This is a genomic window from Shewanella nanhaiensis, assembly GCF_019457885.1.
GTDB classification, from domain to species: domain Bacteria; phylum Pseudomonadota; class Gammaproteobacteria; order Enterobacterales; family Shewanellaceae; genus Shewanella; species Shewanella nanhaiensis.
On record NZ_JAHZST010000026.1, the window covers coordinates 1 to 21272 of the forward strand.

Below are 21272 nucleotides of genomic sequence, written 5' to 3' on the forward strand. Positions count from 1 at the left end.
CGATTAAGGATGAAGAACGGCTCAACGAATTATACTGTTTTTCATCAACCCTAAAGGCTAATGAAGTTTACATATTGCTATGGTCACTCAGTGGTTCATTGAGAAAATTTTTGATTGCCAACATTCCAAAGAACAGAAGACAATTTCGAATAACTCAACACCTGTGAGTGTCCACACAGATTTCTTGTTTTGAATTGTTAAAGAGCGTTAGCATCAATCTTTCAGATGCTGCCGTTGACGCTAGGCCATTGGCTTAAGGAGGCGTATTCTACACTCTCCGTGGTTGGCGTCAAGCGCTTATTTAAAGAAGTTTTTCAAGCGATGATTCTTTGTTCACTCTCGTGTCAACAACCATCTAAATCAAGCTTCTAAAGCGTTTGTCACCTGAATCAAATCTCCGAGGAGTTTTGATTCTCTAACATTACTGCAAGTCCCATTCTATCTAGCTTTTGCTAAGAGCGATTGGCCTGCTGTGCCGTGTCAGTGGATGCGCATTATAGGGAGTTCAGCCCAGAGCACAAGGGCTTTTTTACGAAAAAACGATCTTTTTTTAAAAGCCGCTTTTAGCCACACCCTACACACCACTTACCCCCTGACTTATCCACAATAGTAGACAAAATCACCACTCAAATACTGTTTTACAGCTTGAAAATAGAAGAGCCCATCATTTGATGGGCCCTTTATTTATAAACTTTGTCAGCTCACTACCAGATCTTTACTCGATCTTCTGGAGCTAAGAACATCTTATCTCCCTCTTTTAAGTCGAAGGCTTGATAGAATGCAGGAATATTTCTTGGTGTCCCCATCGCGCGGAAGTGACTAGGTGAATGAGAGTCTGTCATTAATCGACGACTTAGCTCTTCATCACGGTAATTACGACGCCATACTTGTGACCAACCGATAAAGAGTCTCTGCTCTCCAGTTAATCCGTCAATAACTGGTGCCTCTTTACCATTTAGGCTTAGGTGATATGAACGCGCCGCTACCGTTAGTCCGCCAAGGTCGCCGATATTCTCACCTAATGTCAGATCACCATTTACATGTTTACCTGGTAGGGCTTCATATTTAGAGTATTGAGCAGATAGTTGAGCACCACGTTTTTGAAACTCTTCACGATCCGCATCTGTCCACCAATTACGTAAATTACCATCGCCATCATACTTAGCGCCTTGATCATCGAAGCCATGACTTATCTCGTGACCAATCACCGCACCGATACCACCGAAGTTAATTGCATCATCCGCTTCAAGATTAAAGAAGGGAGGCTGTAGAATCGCAGCTGGAAACACGATTTCATTCATTACCGGATTATAATAAGCATTAACAGTTTGCGGCGTCATATGCCACTCAGTGCGATCGATAGGTTTACCAAGCTTATCCAGCATAGTGTTATATTCAAACTTAGCGTAACGCTGATAATTACCCACCAGCTCATCAGGTTTAATCTGAAGATTGGTGTAATCTCTCCATTTATCTGGATAACCTATCTTATAAGTGAACTTAGAGAGCTTCTCCTGAGCGGCGACCTTAGTTTCAGGCGTCATCCACTCAAGTTCATTAATGCTCACTTCAAACCCTTTGATCAAATCCTGGATCAGTAATTCCATCTTCTCTTTAGCTTCTGGCTTGAAGTGCTCCTTTACATACTCCTTGCCCACTAGCTCACCGATCACTTGGTCTGCAGCATCAACCGCTCTTTTCCAACGTGGCTTCTGTGCTTCTATGCCCATCAAAGTTTTACTGTGAAAATTAAAATGCAGATCAACAAAATTCTGACTTAATAGCTCGGCATAACTATCAACAAGGTGAAAAGAGAGATAATCCTGCCACTCAGTAACAGTAAAACCAGTAAAGTGCTTGCCAAGCTCCTCAAAGTAGGATTTTTGACGAACAATAACCTCTTTCACTTTGCCAATATCTGCGCTCGCTGCAAACTGAACAAAATCAAACTCAGGCATACTTGCCTGCAGTTCTGCTCTATCCATTTTGTTATAGCTCTTGTTTGCATCGCGAGACTCCACTCGGCTCCATTGACTCTTAGCAATAAAATGCTCTATTTTCGCAACACTAGCAGCGATACGTTTTGCATCTTTGCTGCCAGCTTGAGTCATAATATCGGTGACATAGGTATTAAGTGCAGCTCTATTGGCCACAAACTTTGCGTCATCTTTTAAGTAATAATCACGATCTGGAAGACTGAGCCCTGACTGATAAAGGTAGACAGCATACTGAGTAGAGTTTTTTGCGTCATTATTAACGTAAAAACCAAATGGGATCTGCACACCATTAAGTAAAAGGCCCCCCATTAAACTGGCAATATCATCATGATCTTTCGCCAGAGAGATATCTGAAAGCTGCTCACTTAGTGGTGAAATACCTAACTGTTCTACAATATCGGTATTCATGTAGCTGTTATAGAAATCACCCACTTTTTGCTCACTAGAGCCATCTAGTTTATTTGGCTTAGATGCAGCATCATCGATAATCTGTTTTAGTGCTTTTTGGCTCCGCTCATAGAGAACAGAGAAGGCACCATAGTTAGACTTATCATCGGGGATCGGCGTGTTCGCTAGCCAGTGACCGTTAACACTATAATAAAAATCATCTTGGTGGCGTACAGAGGTATCGAAGTTAACCTTCTCGACACCAGAAATCATGCTCTTTGATTGCACTTCTGGTGCACTTGGCTCATTACTACTGCACGCAGCGAGACCTAAACTTAAGGCGATCCCAATTGCCATCTTGCTTACTCTTTTCATTATAGTCCCCGGTTTTATGATGATTTAGCTTAACATTTTAACCTTAACATTAGTCTCACGGGCCCTATAAGACTGTATTTGTAACTTTCTATGACTTACCAGCTCTTTCCCAAAAAGAGAAACAGCGTCATCTCACCATCATCGGCCCAACCAAAACCTAAGGCCGCAGGCCCCATACTAGTGTCGGTTCCGAAAAATAGGCTACCTGAATAGATGAGATCGTTGAGGTCAATGTTGTCTTTGTTTTGCCAAACGTTACCAGCTTCCAAACTACCACCAAGATAGAGTGGGTAATCCGTCATTCCCAGCACATCACGACCTAAATCATATTGATACACAAAAGCACCAAATATTTTATGAGAACCAACCAAGGAGTTTTTATGGTAACCGGACAGATTAAGGAAACCACCCAGCTCAGATAGATGTGGACTAAACTGCTCTTCCGTATCTATGGTAGCCAATGAGGCAATACCCACTATTGCATGATTCCCTAGGCTCAAAGCCCCTCGCCAATCGGCTTCTATTTGAAGTGAGTTCTCAGCATAGGAGTCTTCACCAGATAGCTCATTAACGTCTCTTCGATAATACATATTAAAGGTGAATCGATTACCTGAAGTTGGAAAGTTCATACTATTAAGGTTATCGAAACCTAGTTTTAAATATACACCGTAAGAGTCATAGTCATAAGTATCTTTAAGAAATTCAAATTCACCTTTCTCATTGGTAACACCCAACTCCATCAAACCTTCCAATGTATAGTTATAGCCAACGCCGACATCCGCTCGGTACACAGTTTGAGAAAACTCTACAAATTTAGCGTTATCTTCATAGATACTAAAATCCTTGAGCTCATAAGCCAGCCCAGCTCTGGCATAAAAAGCCTGATCATAATCCATTGGCAGATAAAACTCGGTTGAAAGCAACTTCTCAAAGCCAAGTCTTAGCTCATTACGCCACTCTCCTCCAGTATCGGTTAGATCTGTCATGGTATAGGAGAAGTCCAAAGACATGCTTGAGTCTTCAGTCAGATCATCTTCCCAGCTAAATCCGAGGCCAAAATAGTTAGGTCCCCAGGATTTTGCTCGAGTATTGAGGGTCAAGATCCGCCCTCTATCTGTATCGACAAATTCAGCATTCACTCGCTCAAACTTATCTAATGAATAGACATTGGCAATGGCTCTCTCTAACTCCTCTTTCGTCACCACCTCCCCTTCATGGAGATCGAGTGTCTCTCTTAACAGCGACTCACTCACTTTAGAGTTGTTATTAAACACAATCCGCACCAGAGGTCGTTCCACACTATCTTGCCAACGCTTGCTTAACCTCTGCTTGTTATCTTGATAAACCACATATTCAGCCTCACCAACACTTAAACCTTTAAGACTCAACAGATGTTCAAGTGCCGCTTTTTCGCCGAGCACGTAAGCCTGAGGCATAACCTCAAAATCGGTTGTGCTCATATCCCCCACATCAGGCCGGATCAAAATATCGTCCTCAGTGAGCAACAACTTTTGCTTCTCAGTACTTGCGTTGGTCAGCATGGTTGATAACTGGTTAAGTACAGCGACTGTGCTATCTAATGCCTCTTTTTTTACCAGCGATGAGCCTATATCGACGGCGATAACGATATCGGCGCCTAGCGCTTTGACGACATCGACAGGCATATTATTCGCAATACCGCCATCAACTAACAGCTTGCCTTCATACTCTATTGGCTGAAGTGCTCCAGGTACGGTTGCGGATGCTTGCATCGCTTTAACGATACTGCCCGTTGAAAGAATAACAGGGTTACTCGTTTCCAGATCGGTCGCCACTGCACGGTAGGGGATCGCGAGTTCATCGAAGTGCCCAAATTGATGGACCAATCCAGTTGAGCGTTGTAATAGTTGTGACATGGTTTGCCCACGAAGCAGACCGTTGGGCAGTTTCACCGTTTCATCGCTATAGCCAATATTTAACGGAATATTAAAACGATCTCGCTGCTGCTTATTACGGTAACTCAGCGACTCTCTTGGGATCGTATCTGAGTACCCGTTTGACCAGGACTCATTCATCATGATCTGCTCAATCTCTGCGGCGCTATAGCCGAGCGCATACATTCCAGCGACGTAGGCACCAATACTTGTCCCAGCGATATAATCGACAGGAACTCGATTCTCTTCGAGTACTTTAAGCACGCCAATATGGGCAGCCCCTTTGGCGCCGCCACCACTGAGCACTAGACCAATTTTAGGCCTGACTTCCGCAAAAACAGAGCTGGAGAGAAGAGAGAACAATAGAAATAGTGCAATAGAACGTATCATAGAGTGTTATTTCTTAATTAATTTCTATACAAGACTGCCGTATAGTATCAAAAAAAGCACAACATAGATAAAACACAAAAGTGTCCGTGAGCTTGTTATTTAATCAGAGCCTAACCGCCTATTTTCTTACTCTTTATATAACGCTCCATCTCTGGCTGAGTTAAAGGCTTAGAAAAGTAATATCCCTGAATAATATAGCAGCCTCGACTGAAAACTTGCTCTAACTGGGCTTTGGTTTCCACACCTTCAGCCACTACACTTAACTTCAGGTTTCTAGCAAGCTCGATAATACTACTGGCGATCGCCTGATCAGCCTCATTCGTCGCAATATCGATTAGGAAGGAGCGATCAATTTTAAGAGTAGTAACGTCAAAGTGACGAAGGTAAGCCAGCGAGGAGTACCCAGTACCAAAATCATCAATCGCCACATCAATTCCTAAGTACTTCAATTCCTTAAGATGTGCTTTAGCAATATTAAGCTCCTTCATCAAGACACCTTCGGTTATCTCGAAACTTAATATTTCCGCAGGGATCTTTGTCTCATCTAGAATCGATTTCACTCCCTCAATAAAATCTGGCTGACGAAAGTGAACCGCTGAGATATTAACTGAAAGCTTAAAGCCATCGCCATAGGTCGATGCCCATTGTGCACCTTGAATACAAGCCTGGCGTAGAACCCAGCGATCGATATCAATAATTAAACCACACGATTCTGCCACCTTGATAAAAATGTCGGTGCGGATCAGCCCATCTTGGTGATGACGCCAACGCAGCAATGCTTCCATGCCAATCAACTTATCATCTTTAAGAATATCAATCTGGGGTTGATAGTGAAGCTCAAACTCCTCACGCTCGATAGCTCGCCTTAATTCAGCCTCAAGATGAAGATGATACAGCGCCTCAGAGTTTCGCTCCGAAGAGTAATATTGGAAATTCCCCTTCCCTTCCTCTTTGGCATGATACATAGCTTGATCGGCATTTTTAATCAGATTCTCAGCTTGAGTTGCATCATCAGGCCACAGACTTACCCCTATGCTAGTCGAGATAAAAAACTCTCGGCCATAAAGCTCAAAGGGGGTTTTTATCTGCTTGAGTAGCTCAGTACATATGTGATTGATCATATCAACATCACTGACCTCTCTAAGTAAAATTACAAACTCATCGCCACCAAAACGGCACAAGGTATGCCCATCTGGAATGCAGGATTGCAACCTACTGGCAGCTTCGACTAAAAGCGCATCCCCCATACTATGTCCAAATGAATCATTAACATGTTTAAACCTATCTAAATCTAGGAAAATTAATGCTAGCTTTTCACCGCTATGTTCGGCTCGATGAATAGATTGGGCAAGACGGGTCGAAAATAGTGAGCGGTTTGGTAACCCGGTTAATACATCATAATTAGCCAGCCGCCGTAACTCAGCCTCTGAACGTTTTCTCTCTGTAATATCAGAAAATACTGCGACATAATGAACAATGTCACCTTTGCCTCCTAGCATGGTAGAGACATTTAACCATACAGGGCAGTTGTTTCCATTAGCACAGATAAACTCCCTCTCTCCTGTCCATGAATCGCCACTGCCCAGTAGTTTAGCAACTTCATCTAAACGTCCCTCCTTAGCCACCATCAAAGAGGAAAAAGTCTTAGAGTTAAACGCTTCAACGTCTAACCCTAAAATCATCTGAGCAGCTTTATTTGAGACCTTAATTCGTTCTTTGGCATCAAGAATAAGCACACCTTCAGAGGTGTTTTCAAACGCTTGAGCTAATAGTTTTACATCATCTTCTAGTTGACGCTGAGCGGTAATATCTGAATATATACCAGCAACTCGCGTAATTTTCCCTGTTTCTGGGTCAAAATCTACTGGACGTCCCCGCACGCGTGTCCAGCCCCAAGACTTATCATCCCTACGATAACGATACTCCACTTCAAATCGATCACTATCGCCATTAAGCATGCTTTTCCAACTTGCTAAGACACTCTTTTTCTCATCTCTATGTACAGGAAAATCATCTAAGGTAAGTAATATATTTTTACTGTCGCCAGTGAGTCCCGAACCTTGATTCTCTAGGTTGAACATCTGAGTGTCGTCACGCCACTCCCACAGTTCTGAATCACTACCTTTAAGAGATTGTCTTAACCTATCCTCACTCTCTACCAGTGCTTCATTAACCACTCTAAAAGCAGAAAGTTGGCGTTGTCGACCAATTAAGATAACAATGACAACAAGCAGCAAGGTCATAACAAAAAAAGTTTTAAACCAATAACTTTCCCACCAAAACTCGTCAACTTCAAACTGATATGAGTATGGTTCGCTCGACCAGATCCCATTTTGTAAACTAAGAATGTCGAGAACATATTTCCCAGCCTTCAAGCCAGAGACACTAACAAGGGACTGATCAGAAAGAAGAAGGTAGTTAACAACAGAGTGTTCGTTTTGCAAGCGTATACGGTACTGTAACGTAAGCGGACGATCGTCCAGATAATCTAGGCTGGTTAACTGAAAGTTGATCATTCTAGCACCTGGTTTAATCATACTATTTTGCTCAGGAATCAAGCTAATCTCTGTCGATTGTTCATAAAAAACGGAAACCGACTCAAGCATGATCCCATCATTTTTAATACGATTTTTCATCCCTGAAACATTCAGCAACATGGCACCATCAGGTGTGCCTACATACAAGCCAGCATTGGGATCGTAAAATGAAGCGCCGTCGTTAATCTCCTGACTAATTAACCCATCTTCATGCTCTATAACAAGTAGCTCATCAGTGTCCATATTGACGCGAATAATTGAGTTTAGGCAGCCAAGAACCCGATAGGGAGCGATCTTATGAAAAAAGAAGATTGATGGACAATCGACTTGCCACCTTTTAGTTAAAGACTCTGTCACTCCTTTATCAAACGTGTATTCTATCAGTCCCAATGAACTCCCTAACCAAAGTACACCAGGACTCACCTCATCTATGTAACTAATAGTAGGTGACCTACTTGAATCACCAAAGATACTTAAGGTCGAGTGGAAACCTCCCATATGATCTATGTAACCAAAAAGCTCCTCTCCTGCGATCCATAACTTACCATCGATGCTACGATAAACAGCTCTTAAATTAGGCTTATATTGACCAAGGTTTTCCTTAGCAATCAGAAGCTCTTGAGGGGTAAATAGCCCAGGTTCCCAATAAAAGAGCCCACTTCCCGTAGCAAACCACCAACGTCCTTTTATTTGAGGATCAAGATAACTGGAAAAAACAAGCTTATTTTCTAACGAGTTCTCTCCCTGATTCCATAGAGCAAAACGCTGTGATTCATGCGTCTCTTTATTGACGACAAATAGCCCATTTGTCGTGGAAAGAAGTAAGTGTGAAGCGTCAAGCTCATCCACTTTATAGATACTATCGTTTAACGCTAACTCTTCGGGTAATACTGTGGCACTAGTCTGAGATTCTTTATTTATGACAACTAAGCCTTTATCAGTGCCTAGCCACACTCCATTCTTTTTAGCCCAAATTGACCAAATCATCTCATCAGAGGTCAAATAGGGAGGGGCTTGAGTATAAGTCTCACTGAGAAAATCAGGAGCTTCTGCAACCACGGCCAGCGCATCACCAGAACCGCCAACCCATATTATATCGTTGTTATCAATAGCAATATCAAAAATATAATCGATATCTGCAGCTTGTTTGATGTCTCCTTTATAAACTTTTACCTCTTCATGATCTGGATACCATTTAATCAAACCTTCTCTGCTTGCCAGCCATAAGTTACCTTTACGATCTTCCGCTGCTTTAGTGTTATAAAAAGGAAGTTGAGACACTTTTCTCAAGCTAAAATCGTCTTTAAAGATCTCATATAAGCCATCGCTGGAACTTAACCAGAGTCGGCCAGAAGAGTCCTCCATAACTCCCTTGATCATCCCCATATCTTCTTGCCAATCAAGAGCCATTTGAAACTCCCCCAATTGGTCTCTTAAGTGTAATTTATACGGAGAGCCAACTAACAAACGCTCATCATCCATCACCATCAAAACAGACCAAGGAAGATCCTGATTAAAGGGAAGGGTATTGATTAGGTTAAGCGTCATATTCTTATAAGAGAAGGTAAGCAGTTCCCCCTGTTTGCTTAAAAAATGGTAGTCACCATCATCTTTCTTAGTGATAGCATCAAGGGAGAGCTTCTTATAGTCAGGAAATAACTGTTCACTGCCAAAGCGAATAAAGGTGTCTTGCAAAATATCGTATAGATAGGTATCGGTGTAATTACTGATAAGCAAGTGTCTGCTGCTTAATGGCTCCACAAAGTCGATATACTCATCAGATAGCCGAGTATTAAACCCTTTTTTATCGACTCTCCTGACCTTGCTATTACTGATCCGATAAAGTCCCTCCTCTGTTGCTAACCAAGTAAAACCATAGCTATCGAAACTAATATCATTGATCGTACCATTGACCAAGCCATCTCTTTCAGAAAATACACGCTGCACAATATCACTCGCCCTAGTTGGTATTAGACAAGTAATAAATATCACTATAATTAACAGGAGGATTTGATAGGTTCTTTTTATCATTAGGCAGTTAACTCATAAACTTAACTTGAATGTAGCAGTTCAACGGATTGAATTCACCTGCTTAACATCTATAGATAAAATAAAAATGCTTCAAAAATGCATTTTAGCAGACAAAATCAAAAACTTTACACCAGCAAGCGATATATTGAACAGGGATAATGACAATTAAAAACACAATATACTTATCTTACTCACAAAAAAGGCGCTCAATGAGCGCCTTTAGTATTAAAAAAGTTCAAACTACTTCTTTTTCTTCTTTGCCTTTGGGTTTGGCAAATCAGTAATTGAACCTTCATAGATCTCAGCAGCAAGTCCCACTGATTCATGAAGAGTCGGGTGAGCATGAATCGTTAACGCTAAATCTTCAGCATCACAGTCCATCTCAATAGCCAAACCAATTTCACCTAATAGCTCACCACCGTTAACACCTACGATAGCACCACCAATGACACGATGAGTCTCTTTGTCAAAGATTAGCTTAGTCATACCATCGGCACAATCGGATGCGATAGCACGGCCACTAGCAGCCCAAGGGAAAGTTGCAGTTTCATAAGCAATGCCTTGCTCTTTTGCTTCTTTCTCAGTTAGACCAACCCACGCAACTTCTGGGTCTGTATACGCAATCGAAGGAATGACTTTAGGATCGAAGAAGTGCTTAAGACCAGAGATAACTTCAGCGGCAACATGGCCTTCATGCACACCTTTATGAGCAAGCATTGGTTGACCCACGATATCGCCAATAGCATAGATGTGCGGTACATTAGTACGCATCTGCTTATCAACATTGATAAAACCACGCTCATCAATATTTACGCCTGCTTTCTCTGCATCTAGACCTTTACCATTTGGAACACGGCCGATTGCAACCAAGACTGCATCATAACGCACAGGTTCAGTCGGTGCTTTCTTGCCTTCCATTGTCACATAGATGCCATCATCTTTAGCTTCAACGGCTGTCACTTTGGTTTCAAGCATCAAGTTGAACTTTTTCTTGATCTTCTTAGTGAAAACGCGAACAACGTCTTTGTCAGCAGCAGGGATAACTTGGTCAAACATCTCAACCACGTCAATCTCACTACCCAAAGATGAATACACAGTACCCATTTCTAGACCGATGATACCGCCACCCATCACAAGTAGCTTGCCTGGCACCTCTTTAAGTTCAAGTGCGTCAGTTGAATCCCATACACGTGGATCTTCGTGTGGAATAAATGGCAATTGAATTGGGCGTGAACCCGCAGCGATGATCGCATTTTCGAAGTGAACAACTTTAACACCATCTTCACCAGCAACTTCAATGGTATTTGGACCGGTAAACTTACCTAGACCATTAACCACATCAACCTTACGCATCTTAGACATTCCGCCTAATCCGCCTGTAAGTTGACCAATTACTGATTTCTTGTATTCGCGAAGCTTATCTAAATCAATTTGAGGCTCGCCAAAAACAACACCATGTGAGGAGATAGTTTTTGCTTCTTCAATCACTTTTGATACGTGTAATAGTGCCTTTGAAGGGATACAACCCACATTTAGACATACGCCACCAAGTGTACTGAAACGCTCGATAATAACTGTATCTAAACCTAGATCTGCCGCACGGAAAGCAGCTGAATATCCTGCAGGGCCTGCACCTAGTACTACTACCTGAGTTTTGATTTCGTTACTCATCTCTTCCTCTATTTTTCTTGTCATTGCGCTGACGAATATAACGTAAAACGGTTAAGAGCCAGCTTTTGAACATCTATGTTCTGTAGGTGGCTGCATTTTAACCCGTGTTTGACACAGATAACAATCATTCACTTACATGTGCATACCCAAGTTACTTCAAAATCCTGAATCCCGCATTTCGAGGTTGTTAGGTATATAAAAAGGCTGCTTAATATAAGCAGCCTTTAATATTATAGAACCAATGTACGAATATCTGATAAACAGTTATTTAGATACGTAATGAAACGTGCACCTTCTGCACCATCAATCACTCGATGATCGTAAGAGAGTGATAGCGGCAGCATTAAGCGTGGCTCAAACTCTTTACCATTCCACACAGGCTTCATGTCAGACTTAGACACACCAAGAATAGCCACTTCAGGTGCATTAACGATTGGCGTAAATGCCGTACCGCCGATACCACCTAAACTTGAAATAGTGAAGCAACCACCTTGCATATCTGCAGCAGTCAACTTACCACCGCGAGCTTTCTTAGATACCTCTTTCAGCTCATCAGAAAGCTCATGGATCCCTTTCTTGTTCACGTCTTTAAACACTGGAACAACTAGGCCATTAGGTGTATCAACTGCGATACCTACATTCACATACTTTTTAAGAACTAAGCTTGCGCCATCTTCTGATAGTGAAGAGTTAAAGGTTGGAAATGCTTCTAGTGCTTTCGCAACGGCCTTCATGATAAACACAAGTGGCGTGATCTTCATGCCAGAGTCTTTCTTCGCTTCGGCAGCGTTTTGCGCCTTACGGAAAGCTTCTAACTCAGTAATATCAGCATCATCCCACTGAGTAACATGTGGGATCTTCACCCAGTTACGATGTAGATTAGCGCCAGATATCTTCTGAATACGCGACAGTGGCTTAATCTCAGTTTCACCAAACTTGCTGAAATCAACTTTTGGCCATGGCAGCAGATCTAACTCACTATTACCACCTTTACCTGCGTTACCAGACTCAACCAGTTTAACTGCCGCTTTCACATAATTATGAACATCTTCTTTAATAATGCGATTCTTGCGACCAGTGCCTTTTACATTTGCTAAGTTAACACCTAGCTCACGAGCAAGACGGCGAATAACTGGTGATGCATGGGCATAAGCCTTATTCGCAACAAAGTCTTCTTTCGCTGGTGCAGCAGAATTAGCAACTGGCGCTGGAGCCGCTTGAACAGGGGCTGTTGCCGCTACCGGAGCAGCAACAGGGGCTGCACTACCAGCAACTTCAAAGGTCATAATTAACGAGCCTGTAGAAACCTTGTCCCCTTGGCTTATCTTAATCTCAAGCACTTTACCGGCAAAAGGAGCAGGCACTTCCATCGAAGCCTTGTCACCCTCTACACTAATCAGTGATTGCTCTTCAGTAACGGTATCACCTACTTGGACCATAATTTCGGTCACTTCGACTTCATCACCGCCAATATCGGGTACGTTAACATCTTGTACTGATGGCGCTGATGCGACTGGAGCTGCTACTGGTGCAGGGGCAGCTGCTGGAGCCACCGCCGCAGAACCAGCTACTTCAAAAACCATGACTAAGCTACCAGTAGAAACTTTATCACCGACCGCAACTTTGATCTCTTTCAATACACCGGCAAATGGCGCAGGTACTTCCATCGAAGCCTTATCGCCTTCAACACTTAGCAGCGATTGCTCTTCAGAGATGCTGTCACCAATATTGACTAAAATCTCAGTAACTTCGACTTCATCATCACCGATATCAGGTACATTGACCTCTTTTAGCTCGGCCGATGCCGGTGCAGCAGGCGCTGCAACTGGAGCTGACTCAGCAACAGGAGCAGCTGGGGCAGCATCTGATTCGAAGATCATAATCAAGGAATCTGTAGACACCTTATCGCCAACGGCAACTTTGATCTCTTTAACAACACCCGCTGTCGATGCTGGCACTTCCATGGCAGCTTTATCGCCTTCAACAGAGATGAGCGATTGCTCCTCTTCAACCCTGTCGCCTACGCTAACAAGGATCTCTGTCACTTCAACCTCATCCGCACCAATATCAGGTACATTAATTTCGATTGTCATTTTGTATTGCCTCTTACGCGTATAGCGGGTTTGTCTTATCAGCGTCGATGTTGAACTTAGCAATGGCTTTAGCAACCACTGATTTTTCAATATCACCACGTTTAGCAAGTTCATTCAGTGCTGCTACCACAACGTAACCAGCATTCACTTCAAAGTGGCGACGTAGGTTTTCACGGCTGTCAGAACGCCCGAAACCATCAGTACCTAACACTTTAAATGTCTCTGAAGGCATAAATGCACGAACTTGTTCGGCATAATTCTTCATGTAATCCGTCGCAGCAATAGCAGGCTCAGTTCCCATCACTTGAGTGATGTATGCTTGTTTCTGCTCAGCTTCTGGATGAAGCATGTTGAAACGCTCAACATCTTGGCCTTCACGAGTTAACTCGTTGAAAGAAGTTACAGAGTAAACATCAGACGCAACATCGTACTCTTCGCTCAAGATTTGAGCCGCTTTACGCACTTCATTCATGATAGTACCAGAGCTCATCAACTGAACCTTGTTACTACCTTTGTAAGACTCAAGCTTATAGATACCTTTGCGAATACCTTCCTCGCTGCCTTCTGGCATCGCTGGCATCGCGTAGTTTTCATTCATCAGCGTTAAGTAGTAGAACACGTTCTCTTGGTTCTCACCGTACATGCGACGGATACCATCTTGCATAATGACGGCTAACTCGTATGCATATGTAGGATCATAAGAGATACAGTTAGGGATCGTGTTCGCCTGAACATGGCTGTGACCATCTTCATGCTGTAGACCTTCACCGTTCAGTGTCGTACGGCCCGCAGTAGCGCCCAATAGGAAGCCACGTGCTTGCTGATCACCCGCCATCCACGCCATGTCACCAACACGCTGGAAACCAAACATAGAGTAGTAGATGTAGAATGGGATCATTGGCAGATCGTTAGTGCTGTATGATGTTGCCGCAGCAACCCATGAAGACATAGCACCTAGCTCGTTGATACCTTCCTGCAACACTTGACCAGAAGTGGCTTCTTTATAGTAAGAAACGACACTACGATCTTCAGGTGTGTATTCCTGACCATAAGGGTTGTAGATACCGATTTGACGGAATAGACCTTCCATGCCGAAAGTACGTGCTTCGTCGGCAATGATTGGAACGATATTCTTACCAATTCCTTTGTTTTTAAGCAGGATGTTCAATGTGCGAACAAATGCCATTGTGGTTGAGATTTCACGCTTTTGCTCAGTAAGCAAAGGACCAAACTCTTCTACACTTGGAAGCTCTAGTGCCTGAGTAAAGTTAGGTAGACGCTGTGGTGTATAACCATGAAGCCCATTACGACGAGCATGCAAGTAGTTATACTCTTCAGATCCTTCCTCTAACTTAAGATAAGGCAGTTCAGAGACTTTCTCATCGGTAAGTAGGTCATCAAGGCCTAGACGGTTACGCAGCTGAAGCACATGCGTCATGTCCATCTTCTTGACGCCGTGAGCAATGTTCTTACCTTCAGCCGCTTCACCCATGCCATAACCTTTAACGGTTTTAGCTAAGATTACAGTTGGCTTACCTTTAGTGTCTTGTGCATTCTTAAATGCAGCAAATAACTTAGATGATTCATGACCACCACGCTTAAGCGCGAAGATCTCAGCATCAGTCATATCAGACACAAGTGCCGCAGTTTCTGGGTACTTACCAAAGAAATGCTCACGTACATAAGCACCATCTTTTGACTTAAATGTCTGGTAATCGCCATCGATGGTTTCATTCATCAACTGCAGCAGTTTACCTGTGGTGTCTTTTGCTAATAGTGAGTCCCAGTTGTTACCCCAGATCACTTTAACGACATTCCAACCCGCGCCTCTAAACAGGCCTTCAAGCTCCTGAATGATCTTACCGTTACCCATTACAGGACCATCTAGACGCTGTAGGTTACAGTTGATTAAGAAACATAGATTATCGAGCTTTTCACGAGAAGCAAAAGAGATTGCGCCACGTGATTCAGGCTCATCCATCTCACCATCACCTAAGAAAGCATATACACGTTGTGCAGAGGTGTCTTTTAAACCACGGCCATCAAGATACTTAAGGAAACGTGCTTGATAGATGGCTGACATTGGCCCCAGACCCATAGATACAGTCGGGAACTGCCAGAACTCAGGCATTAGCTTTGGATGTGGGTATGAAGGTATACCTTTACCATCGACTTCTTGACGGAAGTTGTCTAACTGATCTTCAGTCAAACGACCTTCAACAAATGCACGAGAATAGATACCTGGAGAGATATGACCTTGGTAGTAAACTAAATCACCACCATCGACTTCATTTGGTGCACGGAAGAAGTGGTTAAAACAGACTTCATAAAATGAAGCTGCTGACTGGAAAGACGCCATGTGGCCACCTAGGTCTAAATCTTTTTTAGACGCACGTAGCACTATCATGATCGCATTCCAACGAATGATAGAACGAATACGACGCTCAAGCGTTGTATTGCCAGGATATGCAGGCTCTTGGCTCGTAGGAATTGTGTTGATATAGTTGGTGGTGATACCAGTCGCCATATCGACACCGTCTAGACGGGCCTTATCAAGTACTTGTTCCAGAAGATACTGAGCACGCTCAACCCCCTCTTCACGTACAACAGATTCTAGAGCAGACAACCACTCGTTAGTTTCTAGTGGATCTACGTCTTGTAGCATATGTTCAGACATTTTGCTGTCCTTCCCTATATACGTTATGAAATTTGCATTTTCAGAATATGGTCTGGTGTTGACCTGCTTTCAGGTCTTAAACACCGCTTTTTAAACGGCGCAGACTTCGCTGCAACCGACTATCTTCTTCCCTCACAGACAACATGACTTCCTCGATGTAACTTAGGTGTTCATTCGAGGCTTCTCTTGCTGCATCGGGATCGCGGCGAACAATAGCAGCGAGCAGAGCTCGTCTGTGATCGTTTGCCATAGTGGAAGCTTCCTCTCTCCGATCTAGAAGCTCCAAGTTCTGCGCTACATTTTTATGTAACACAGGAGATAAACTTAATACGAGATGAAGCATAGCAACGTTATGTGACGCCTCAGCTACTGCTCGATAGAAGCACACAATCGCTTTAGCTTGCTGTTCAATCTCTTTCGCAGCTTCAACGTCCATAATGGTGCGCTTGATATTTTGCATATCAGCATCGGTACCACGAAGGGCTGCAAAATAAGCCATCATCCCTTCCGTTGCATGACGAAACTCCAACAAGTCATATTGACTTTCTGAGTCGCTATGCATCAGCTCCACTATCGGATCAGCTAAGCTCTGCCACAACTGCTCTTTCACGTAAGTACCACCGCCTTGACGGCGCATTAGTAAGCCTTTGGCTTCTAGCTTCTGGATAGCTTCACGTAGTGACGGACGAGAGACCTCAAATTGAAGTGCAAGCTCACGCTCAGGTGGTAACTTTTGACCTGGTTGAAGGCTTCCCTCAAGGATCATCTGCTCCAACTGCCCCATAATGACATCGGATATTTTTGGCTGGTTTATTTTGCTATAAGCCATATGGCCCTCAGCTTCTATTGTAAATTGGTCTTACCAATTTAGTTGACTGCGCGCACTTTATCAAATCACATTTTGAATGTCTAGCTTGTGATCAGAATCATGTAAATAGACGATGTGTGAGCATAGCCGAAATCAAACCTGTTAGCGGTCAGACCATTATCACCAAATCAAAGGGTAAATCGACATGTTCGCTTAAAACTTAGTGAGTAAGACTACTGATTTAAAAGTAAAAAAATGTATAAAAAGATAGAGCGGTAGGTTCAAAGAGCGGGGAAATTAAATGAAAAAAATCTAAAAGAGCAGATACTAAAATAAATTCTGTACCTTTAAACATCCTCTTACATTAATTTATTCCCCTCCTAGATAGATCAAAGGGGCTCTATACCAATCAGTGTATTGGTATTACCCCTTTCAAAATGGTTTAAGCCACAACACCAAAGATGGTCAACATGGACAAGCAAACAAGCAAAAGAATAAAGTTTCGCTTACTCAGTTGCAGCAGACTCAAAGTTGACTGTGTACAGATAGGTGTTGCTGAAGCCTCTGGTTGCGGCTCAGCGGCCTGTGCAACCTGAGTAACAACCTCCCTAGCGCTACTGCGGATATTTAACGCATATTGTGCCCAGCATGCAAAAGCCTGGGAAAACTGACCACTGAGGACATATCCAAAAGCAAAAATACGGCTAGGTAACCAATCGAGTACCATTAAAACATCTTCCACTAAGGGAAGCTCAAGCTTCTCCTCTTGGTTTTGGTCAGAAAAGTAACGAACCGTGCAATAGAAAACCGCTCCTGCTGGGCCAAGTATGATAAGAAACAGTGCAACGGCACCATAAAAGCGGTAGTTTAACCAAGCTGCACTTTGCCCAACTTTAGCCCCTAGCTCCTCCTCAGAAACAGCATCTAATGAGACGTTGGGATCGAGCGCGTCGGCAAAATGGTAACAAGCTTGAGAGTCACCTCTGCAAGCAGCTTGCATGTAACGCTTAAACAGCTGTCTCTGCTTTAAGTGACTAAAACACAAAATTGAGATCGCCACCCACAAGATAAGACTCACGACTCCCCAGAAGATCCCATTAACCGCCCACATGGCAACTTGCACCGCGATTGCAGGCAGGAGCAGTGCTAAGGCCATCATGACATCAGAGCTTAACTGCTTATTACCAAACAGCGTCTTTGAATAGAGGTTAAGAATTGAATCGAGTTGCCAAGATTGAGGCAGAAACTTCAATCGCTCAACTAAGATTGCCACCAACAAGGAGAACAGTGCCATCATTTATTCCTTAAATTTCATGATTACTTAACTAACAATCAAACCTCAACAGATATCAAGCCAGTGCTTGAGTTAAGCCATCTCTATATTTTAACCAATCAAAACTGTCACCAGGATCTGTTTTCCGCCCAGGTGCGATATCACTATGACCGACCACTCTATCCATATTCAGCATAGGATACGCATCGAACAAGGCAAGAGTTAACCTAAGCAACGCCTGATATTGAACCTCAGAGTAAGCAATGAGATCTGTCCCCTCTAATTCAATACCTATGGCAAAATCATTACAGCCTTGTCGGCCTTGAAACTCAGATATCCCCGCATGCCATGCACGCTCATCACAGGAGACATATTGTACTATCTCACCACCTCTACGGATCATAAAATGAGCTGACACCTCCAGCCCCTTTAATTCACCAAAGCTAGTATCAGCCTCTAAGTCTAAACAGCCCTGAAAAAGCTGATCAACATAAGGAGTGCCAAAGCACCCAGCCGGCAAGCTAATATTATGAATCACCAATAGACTCACCTCACCTTTGGGGCGCGCATTAAAATGGGGAGATAGACACTCTCTAACACCGCTTTGAACCCAACCAGCATTTAATTTAATCGGATTTTGTCCAACCATTGACAGAGGGGCAACCTTAATAAAGATAAAATGAAGTACTCACACTCTACCAGTAGTTTCTACAGCTGAAAAGCCTGATAATAAAGTCAAAACTAAGCCTGCCACAATCTACGAAAAAGGATCAATCTAGCTTTAGACTGACTCTACATTCGAAATCAGATTTGTTATCATCCAATCTAAATAGATCTGCTATAAAATTCATAGTATGTAGACAGATTATCAAATCTCTTAACCTGTTTATTTGCAGTAGTTCAAGGACACCGACCATGTTGGAAAATGACATCAGACTTGCCGTTAAAGTTGCGCTTGAGGAAGACTTAGGCTATCAGGATGAAAGCAGCTCAAGCAGTGAGCAAGCACAAGAAAGAGCATCGGCTGACATTACCGCACAACTCATCCCTGCAGACCGACATGCTCAAGCTAGCTTAATTACCCGTGAAGAGGGTGTATTTTGTGGAAAAGCATGGGCCGAACAGGTCTTTAACCAATTAGGCGGAGAGGTTGCTCTGCATTGGCATGTAGATGACGGCGACCTTTTAGTACCTAACCAAGTGCTTTGTGAATTTTCAGGCCCAGCACGCGCCATACTCACTGGCGAACGTACGGCCATGAACTTCATCCAAACTCTTTCTGGTGTCGCGACATTAACTAAGCAGTATACAGATAGGATCGCAGCAACAAATACTAGGCTTCTTGATACCAGAAAAACGATACCAGGGTTAAGAACAGCACAAAAGTATGCAGTAACCTGTGGTGGTGGAAAAAACCATCGTATAGGTCTGTTTGATGCTTTTCTTATAAAAGAGAACCACATCATGGCTTGCGGTGGTATCGCTCAGGCGATCTCAAAAGCACGTGAACTTCACCCAGATAAGCTGGTAGAGGTCGAAGTTGAAAGTATTTTAGAGCTCCAGCAAGCGTTAGAGGCGGGCTCTGACATCATCATGCTGGATAATTTTGATGTCACTATGATGATAGCCGCGGTTGAGCTAAACAAGCGTCTTCCTGATGCTCAACAAGCCAAACTTGAGGTTTCCGGCAATGTAACACTCGAGACGATTGGCGATTTTGCGAAAACTGGCGTGGATTATATCTCTGTAGGTGCATTAACTAAACATGTCAAAGCACTGGATCTCTCTCTTCGACTTAAGAGCTAACTGATTCTAGCAAACCTCAGTCTGAAAATTAAAGCTAAAACAGAGCCTGTATCCTGTATATAGTCACAGGCTTTGTCTCCCCTTATCCATTTCATTTACGCCATTTACTATACCTTCTTCTTGAATTGCTACTATTCAAGAGGAGATACAAAAAATTAACATTTAACATTTAAAAAATGGTTAATTGTTAAACCAAACATAATTTTGCGGTTCAGATATCAACCAGAATAAAACCCTGCAACTTGCGACTAAAATTTGACGAAACTGACGAAATCGTCAGTTTTTCGTACAGAGCCAAAAAAATGTTAGAACTTTTCGACCGCTAAATTGTAAACAATAGACGAATTTACCGCGAAATTAGTACTTTGTTGCAATCTCCTGTTCCATTATCATTAACTTTGTACTAACTTTGGACGTAGGCGAGATGGCCATTTCGGCCAGCCTCACCTTAAGGTCACTTTAAATTTTATTTAAGGAGCCGCTCAACCTTTCGAAACCAGTATAAAAACTGGTATTGAACTGGAGGAGAACATAAGGTGCGGTTTGCCGAAATAGAGTTATAACGAATCTACACCACTGGGTGTAACAAACTTTTAACAGTTAGCAAATTGACAAATATAGAAACAGATTGGCGAAATTTAACAGCGACAAACTTAGTCAGTAGCAACCGAGTCATAGTTATCCCTAAGGTTTCATTACCAGACCTAAACTAATGAAACTTATTTATAGGTAAAACTTATGGTTTAGGTTGATTCAGGATGAAACAGCTAGCGCAGGAGCACCCAGACTAAGTGAGCTATACTAAATGCATTAATGAGGTTCTATGTTTGTCGACGGAGAGAGAAAATGAAAGGTATTCAATTAACCAAAAAGCTAAACAAGCAAGCCAAGGGTTTCACCCTTATTGAATTAATGATCGTTGTTGCAATTATCGGTATTCTCGCCGCAGTTGCACTACCCGCTTATCGTGAATACGTCGCAACATCTCACGGTGGTGCAGTTATGAAAGGAGTTGCAGGATATGTATCTAAAGCTCAAGCTTGTATCCAAACAAATATTGGTTGTGTGACTCTAGCGGCTGAAATAACAGCCGATGGTAATATTACCGCTACACCAGCAGTAGCCGAAGCGACAGCTACAGATTTAGCCTATACTGATGGCGCCTGTGTAGTTACAGCTCAAATTGGCGCTGATGGTGCCCTTGCATATACTTCAGCAGCTGGTGCTGACGGTACAGCAACTGCTGCACAATGTCAGGAAGGTGCTGGTTTGTAATATCTTTGTTTAGCCAAAGGCCAATTTTAATGACTGGTC

11 protein-coding genes are annotated in these 21272 nt (G+C 42.9%); 2 read left to right on the forward strand and 9 right to left on the reverse strand.

What is annotated here, in order from left to right; genetic code table 11:
- Positions 1–704 precede the first annotated feature (704 nt).
- The 9 genes from K0625_RS22400 to ampD all read right to left on the reverse strand — a co-directional run bounded on the left by K0625_RS22400 (position 705) and on the right by ampD (position 18801).
- Complete coding sequence (locus K0625_RS22400) at positions 705–2759, reverse strand: M13 family metallopeptidase (RefSeq protein WP_220111670.1); 2055 nt, start codon at positions 2757–2759, stop codon at positions 705–707.
- A 95-nt stretch (positions 2760–2854) separates the two neighbouring features.
- A complete protein-coding gene (locus K0625_RS22405) occupies positions 2855–5062 on the reverse strand; it encodes a patatin-like phospholipase family protein (protein ID WP_220111671.1) in 2208 nt (735 codons plus the stop codon).
- A gap of 110 nt (positions 5063–5172) precedes the next feature.
- Positions 5173–9630: an EAL domain-containing protein gene (locus K0625_RS22410; RefSeq protein WP_220111672.1), complete on the reverse strand. Its 4458-nt coding sequence runs from the start codon at positions 9628–9630 to the stop codon at positions 5173–5175.
- Between the two features lie 240 nt (positions 9631–9870).
- Positions 9871–11325, reverse strand: coding sequence for a dihydrolipoyl dehydrogenase (gene lpdA / locus K0625_RS22415; RefSeq protein WP_220111673.1), 1455 nt, complete (start codon positions 11323–11325; stop codon positions 9871–9873).
- Positions 11326–11531: 206 nt separating this feature from the next.
- Positions 11532–13394, reverse strand: coding sequence for a pyruvate dehydrogenase complex dihydrolipoyllysine-residue acetyltransferase (aceF, locus tag K0625_RS22420; RefSeq protein WP_220111674.1), 1863 nt, complete (start codon positions 13392–13394; stop codon positions 11532–11534).
- Between the two features lie 13 nt (positions 13395–13407).
- Positions 13408–16071, reverse strand: coding sequence for a pyruvate dehydrogenase (acetyl-transferring), homodimeric type (aceE, locus tag K0625_RS22425; protein WP_220111675.1), 2664 nt, complete (start codon positions 16069–16071; stop codon positions 13408–13410).
- A 76-nt stretch (positions 16072–16147) separates the two neighbouring features.
- A complete protein-coding gene (pdhR, locus tag K0625_RS22430) occupies positions 16148–16900 on the reverse strand; it encodes a pyruvate dehydrogenase complex transcriptional repressor PdhR (RefSeq protein WP_012322968.1) in 753 nt (250 codons plus the stop codon).
- A gap of 421 nt (positions 16901–17321) precedes the next feature.
- Entirely contained in the window at positions 17322–18173 is an 852-nt protein-coding gene (gene ampE / locus K0625_RS22435; protein ID WP_220111698.1) for a beta-lactamase regulator AmpE, read from the reverse strand.
- 55 nt (positions 18174–18228) lie between these two features.
- Positions 18229–18801 carry a 1,6-anhydro-N-acetylmuramyl-L-alanine amidase AmpD gene (gene ampD, locus K0625_RS22440; protein WP_232847247.1) on the reverse strand — a complete coding sequence of 191 codons (573 nt, stop codon included), beginning with the start codon at positions 18799–18801 and terminating at the stop codon, positions 18229–18231.
- A 266-nt stretch (positions 18802–19067) separates the two neighbouring features.
- Here ampD and nadC point away from each other — a divergent pair, with 266 nt between their 5' ends.
- Together nadC and K0625_RS22450 are read left to right on the forward strand one after the other, a co-directional pair.
- On the forward strand, positions 19068–19958 hold the full coding sequence (gene nadC / locus K0625_RS22445) for a carboxylating nicotinate-nucleotide diphosphorylase (protein ID WP_220111676.1): 891 nt from the start codon (positions 19068–19070) through the stop codon (positions 19956–19958).
- Between the two features lie 846 nt (positions 19959–20804).
- Positions 20805–21233, forward strand: a complete 429-nt coding sequence (locus K0625_RS22450) for a type IV pilin protein (RefSeq protein WP_220111677.1) — start codon at positions 20805–20807, stop codon at positions 21231–21233.
- Positions 21234–21272: the final 39 nt, after the last annotated feature.

Excerpts from the sequence above, each read along its gene's own strand:
- K0625_RS22400 (WP_220111670.1), bottom strand. The coding sequence starts at position 2,759 with ATGAAAAGAGTAAGCAAGATGGCAATTGGGATCGCCTTAAGTTTAGGT.
- K0625_RS22405 (WP_220111671.1), bottom strand. The coding sequence starts at position 5,062 with ATGATACGTTCTATTGCACTATTTCTATTGTTCTCTCTTCTCTCCAGC.
- K0625_RS22410 (WP_220111672.1), bottom strand. The coding sequence starts at position 9,630 with ATGATAAAAAGAACCTATCAAATCCTCCTGTTAATTATAGTGATATTT.
- lpdA (WP_220111673.1), bottom strand. The coding sequence starts at position 11,325 with ATGACAAGAAAAATAGAGGAAGAGATGAGTAACGAAATCAAAACTCAG.
- aceF (WP_220111674.1), bottom strand. The coding sequence starts at position 13,394 with ATGACAATCGAAATTAATGTACCTGATATTGGTGCGGATGAGGTTGAA.
- aceE (WP_220111675.1), bottom strand. The coding sequence starts at position 16,071 with ATGTCTGAACATATGCTACAAGACGTAGATCCACTAGAAACTAACGAG.
- pdhR (WP_012322968.1), bottom strand. The coding sequence starts at position 16,900 with ATGGCTTATAGCAAAATAAACCAGCCAAAAATATCCGATGTCATTATG.
- ampE (WP_220111698.1), bottom strand. The coding sequence starts at position 18,173 with ATGGCACTGTTCTCCTTGTTGGTGGCAATCTTAGTTGAGCGATTGAAG.
- ampD (WP_232847247.1), bottom strand. The coding sequence starts at position 18,801 with ATGGTTGGACAAAATCCGATTAAATTAAATGCTGGTTGGGTTCAAAGC.
- nadC (WP_220111676.1), top strand. The coding sequence starts at position 19,068 with ATGTTGGAAAATGACATCAGACTTGCCGTTAAAGTTGCGCTTGAGGAA.
- K0625_RS22450 (WP_220111677.1), top strand. The coding sequence starts at position 20,805 with ATGAAAGGTATTCAATTAACCAAAAAGCTAAACAAGCAAGCCAAGGGT.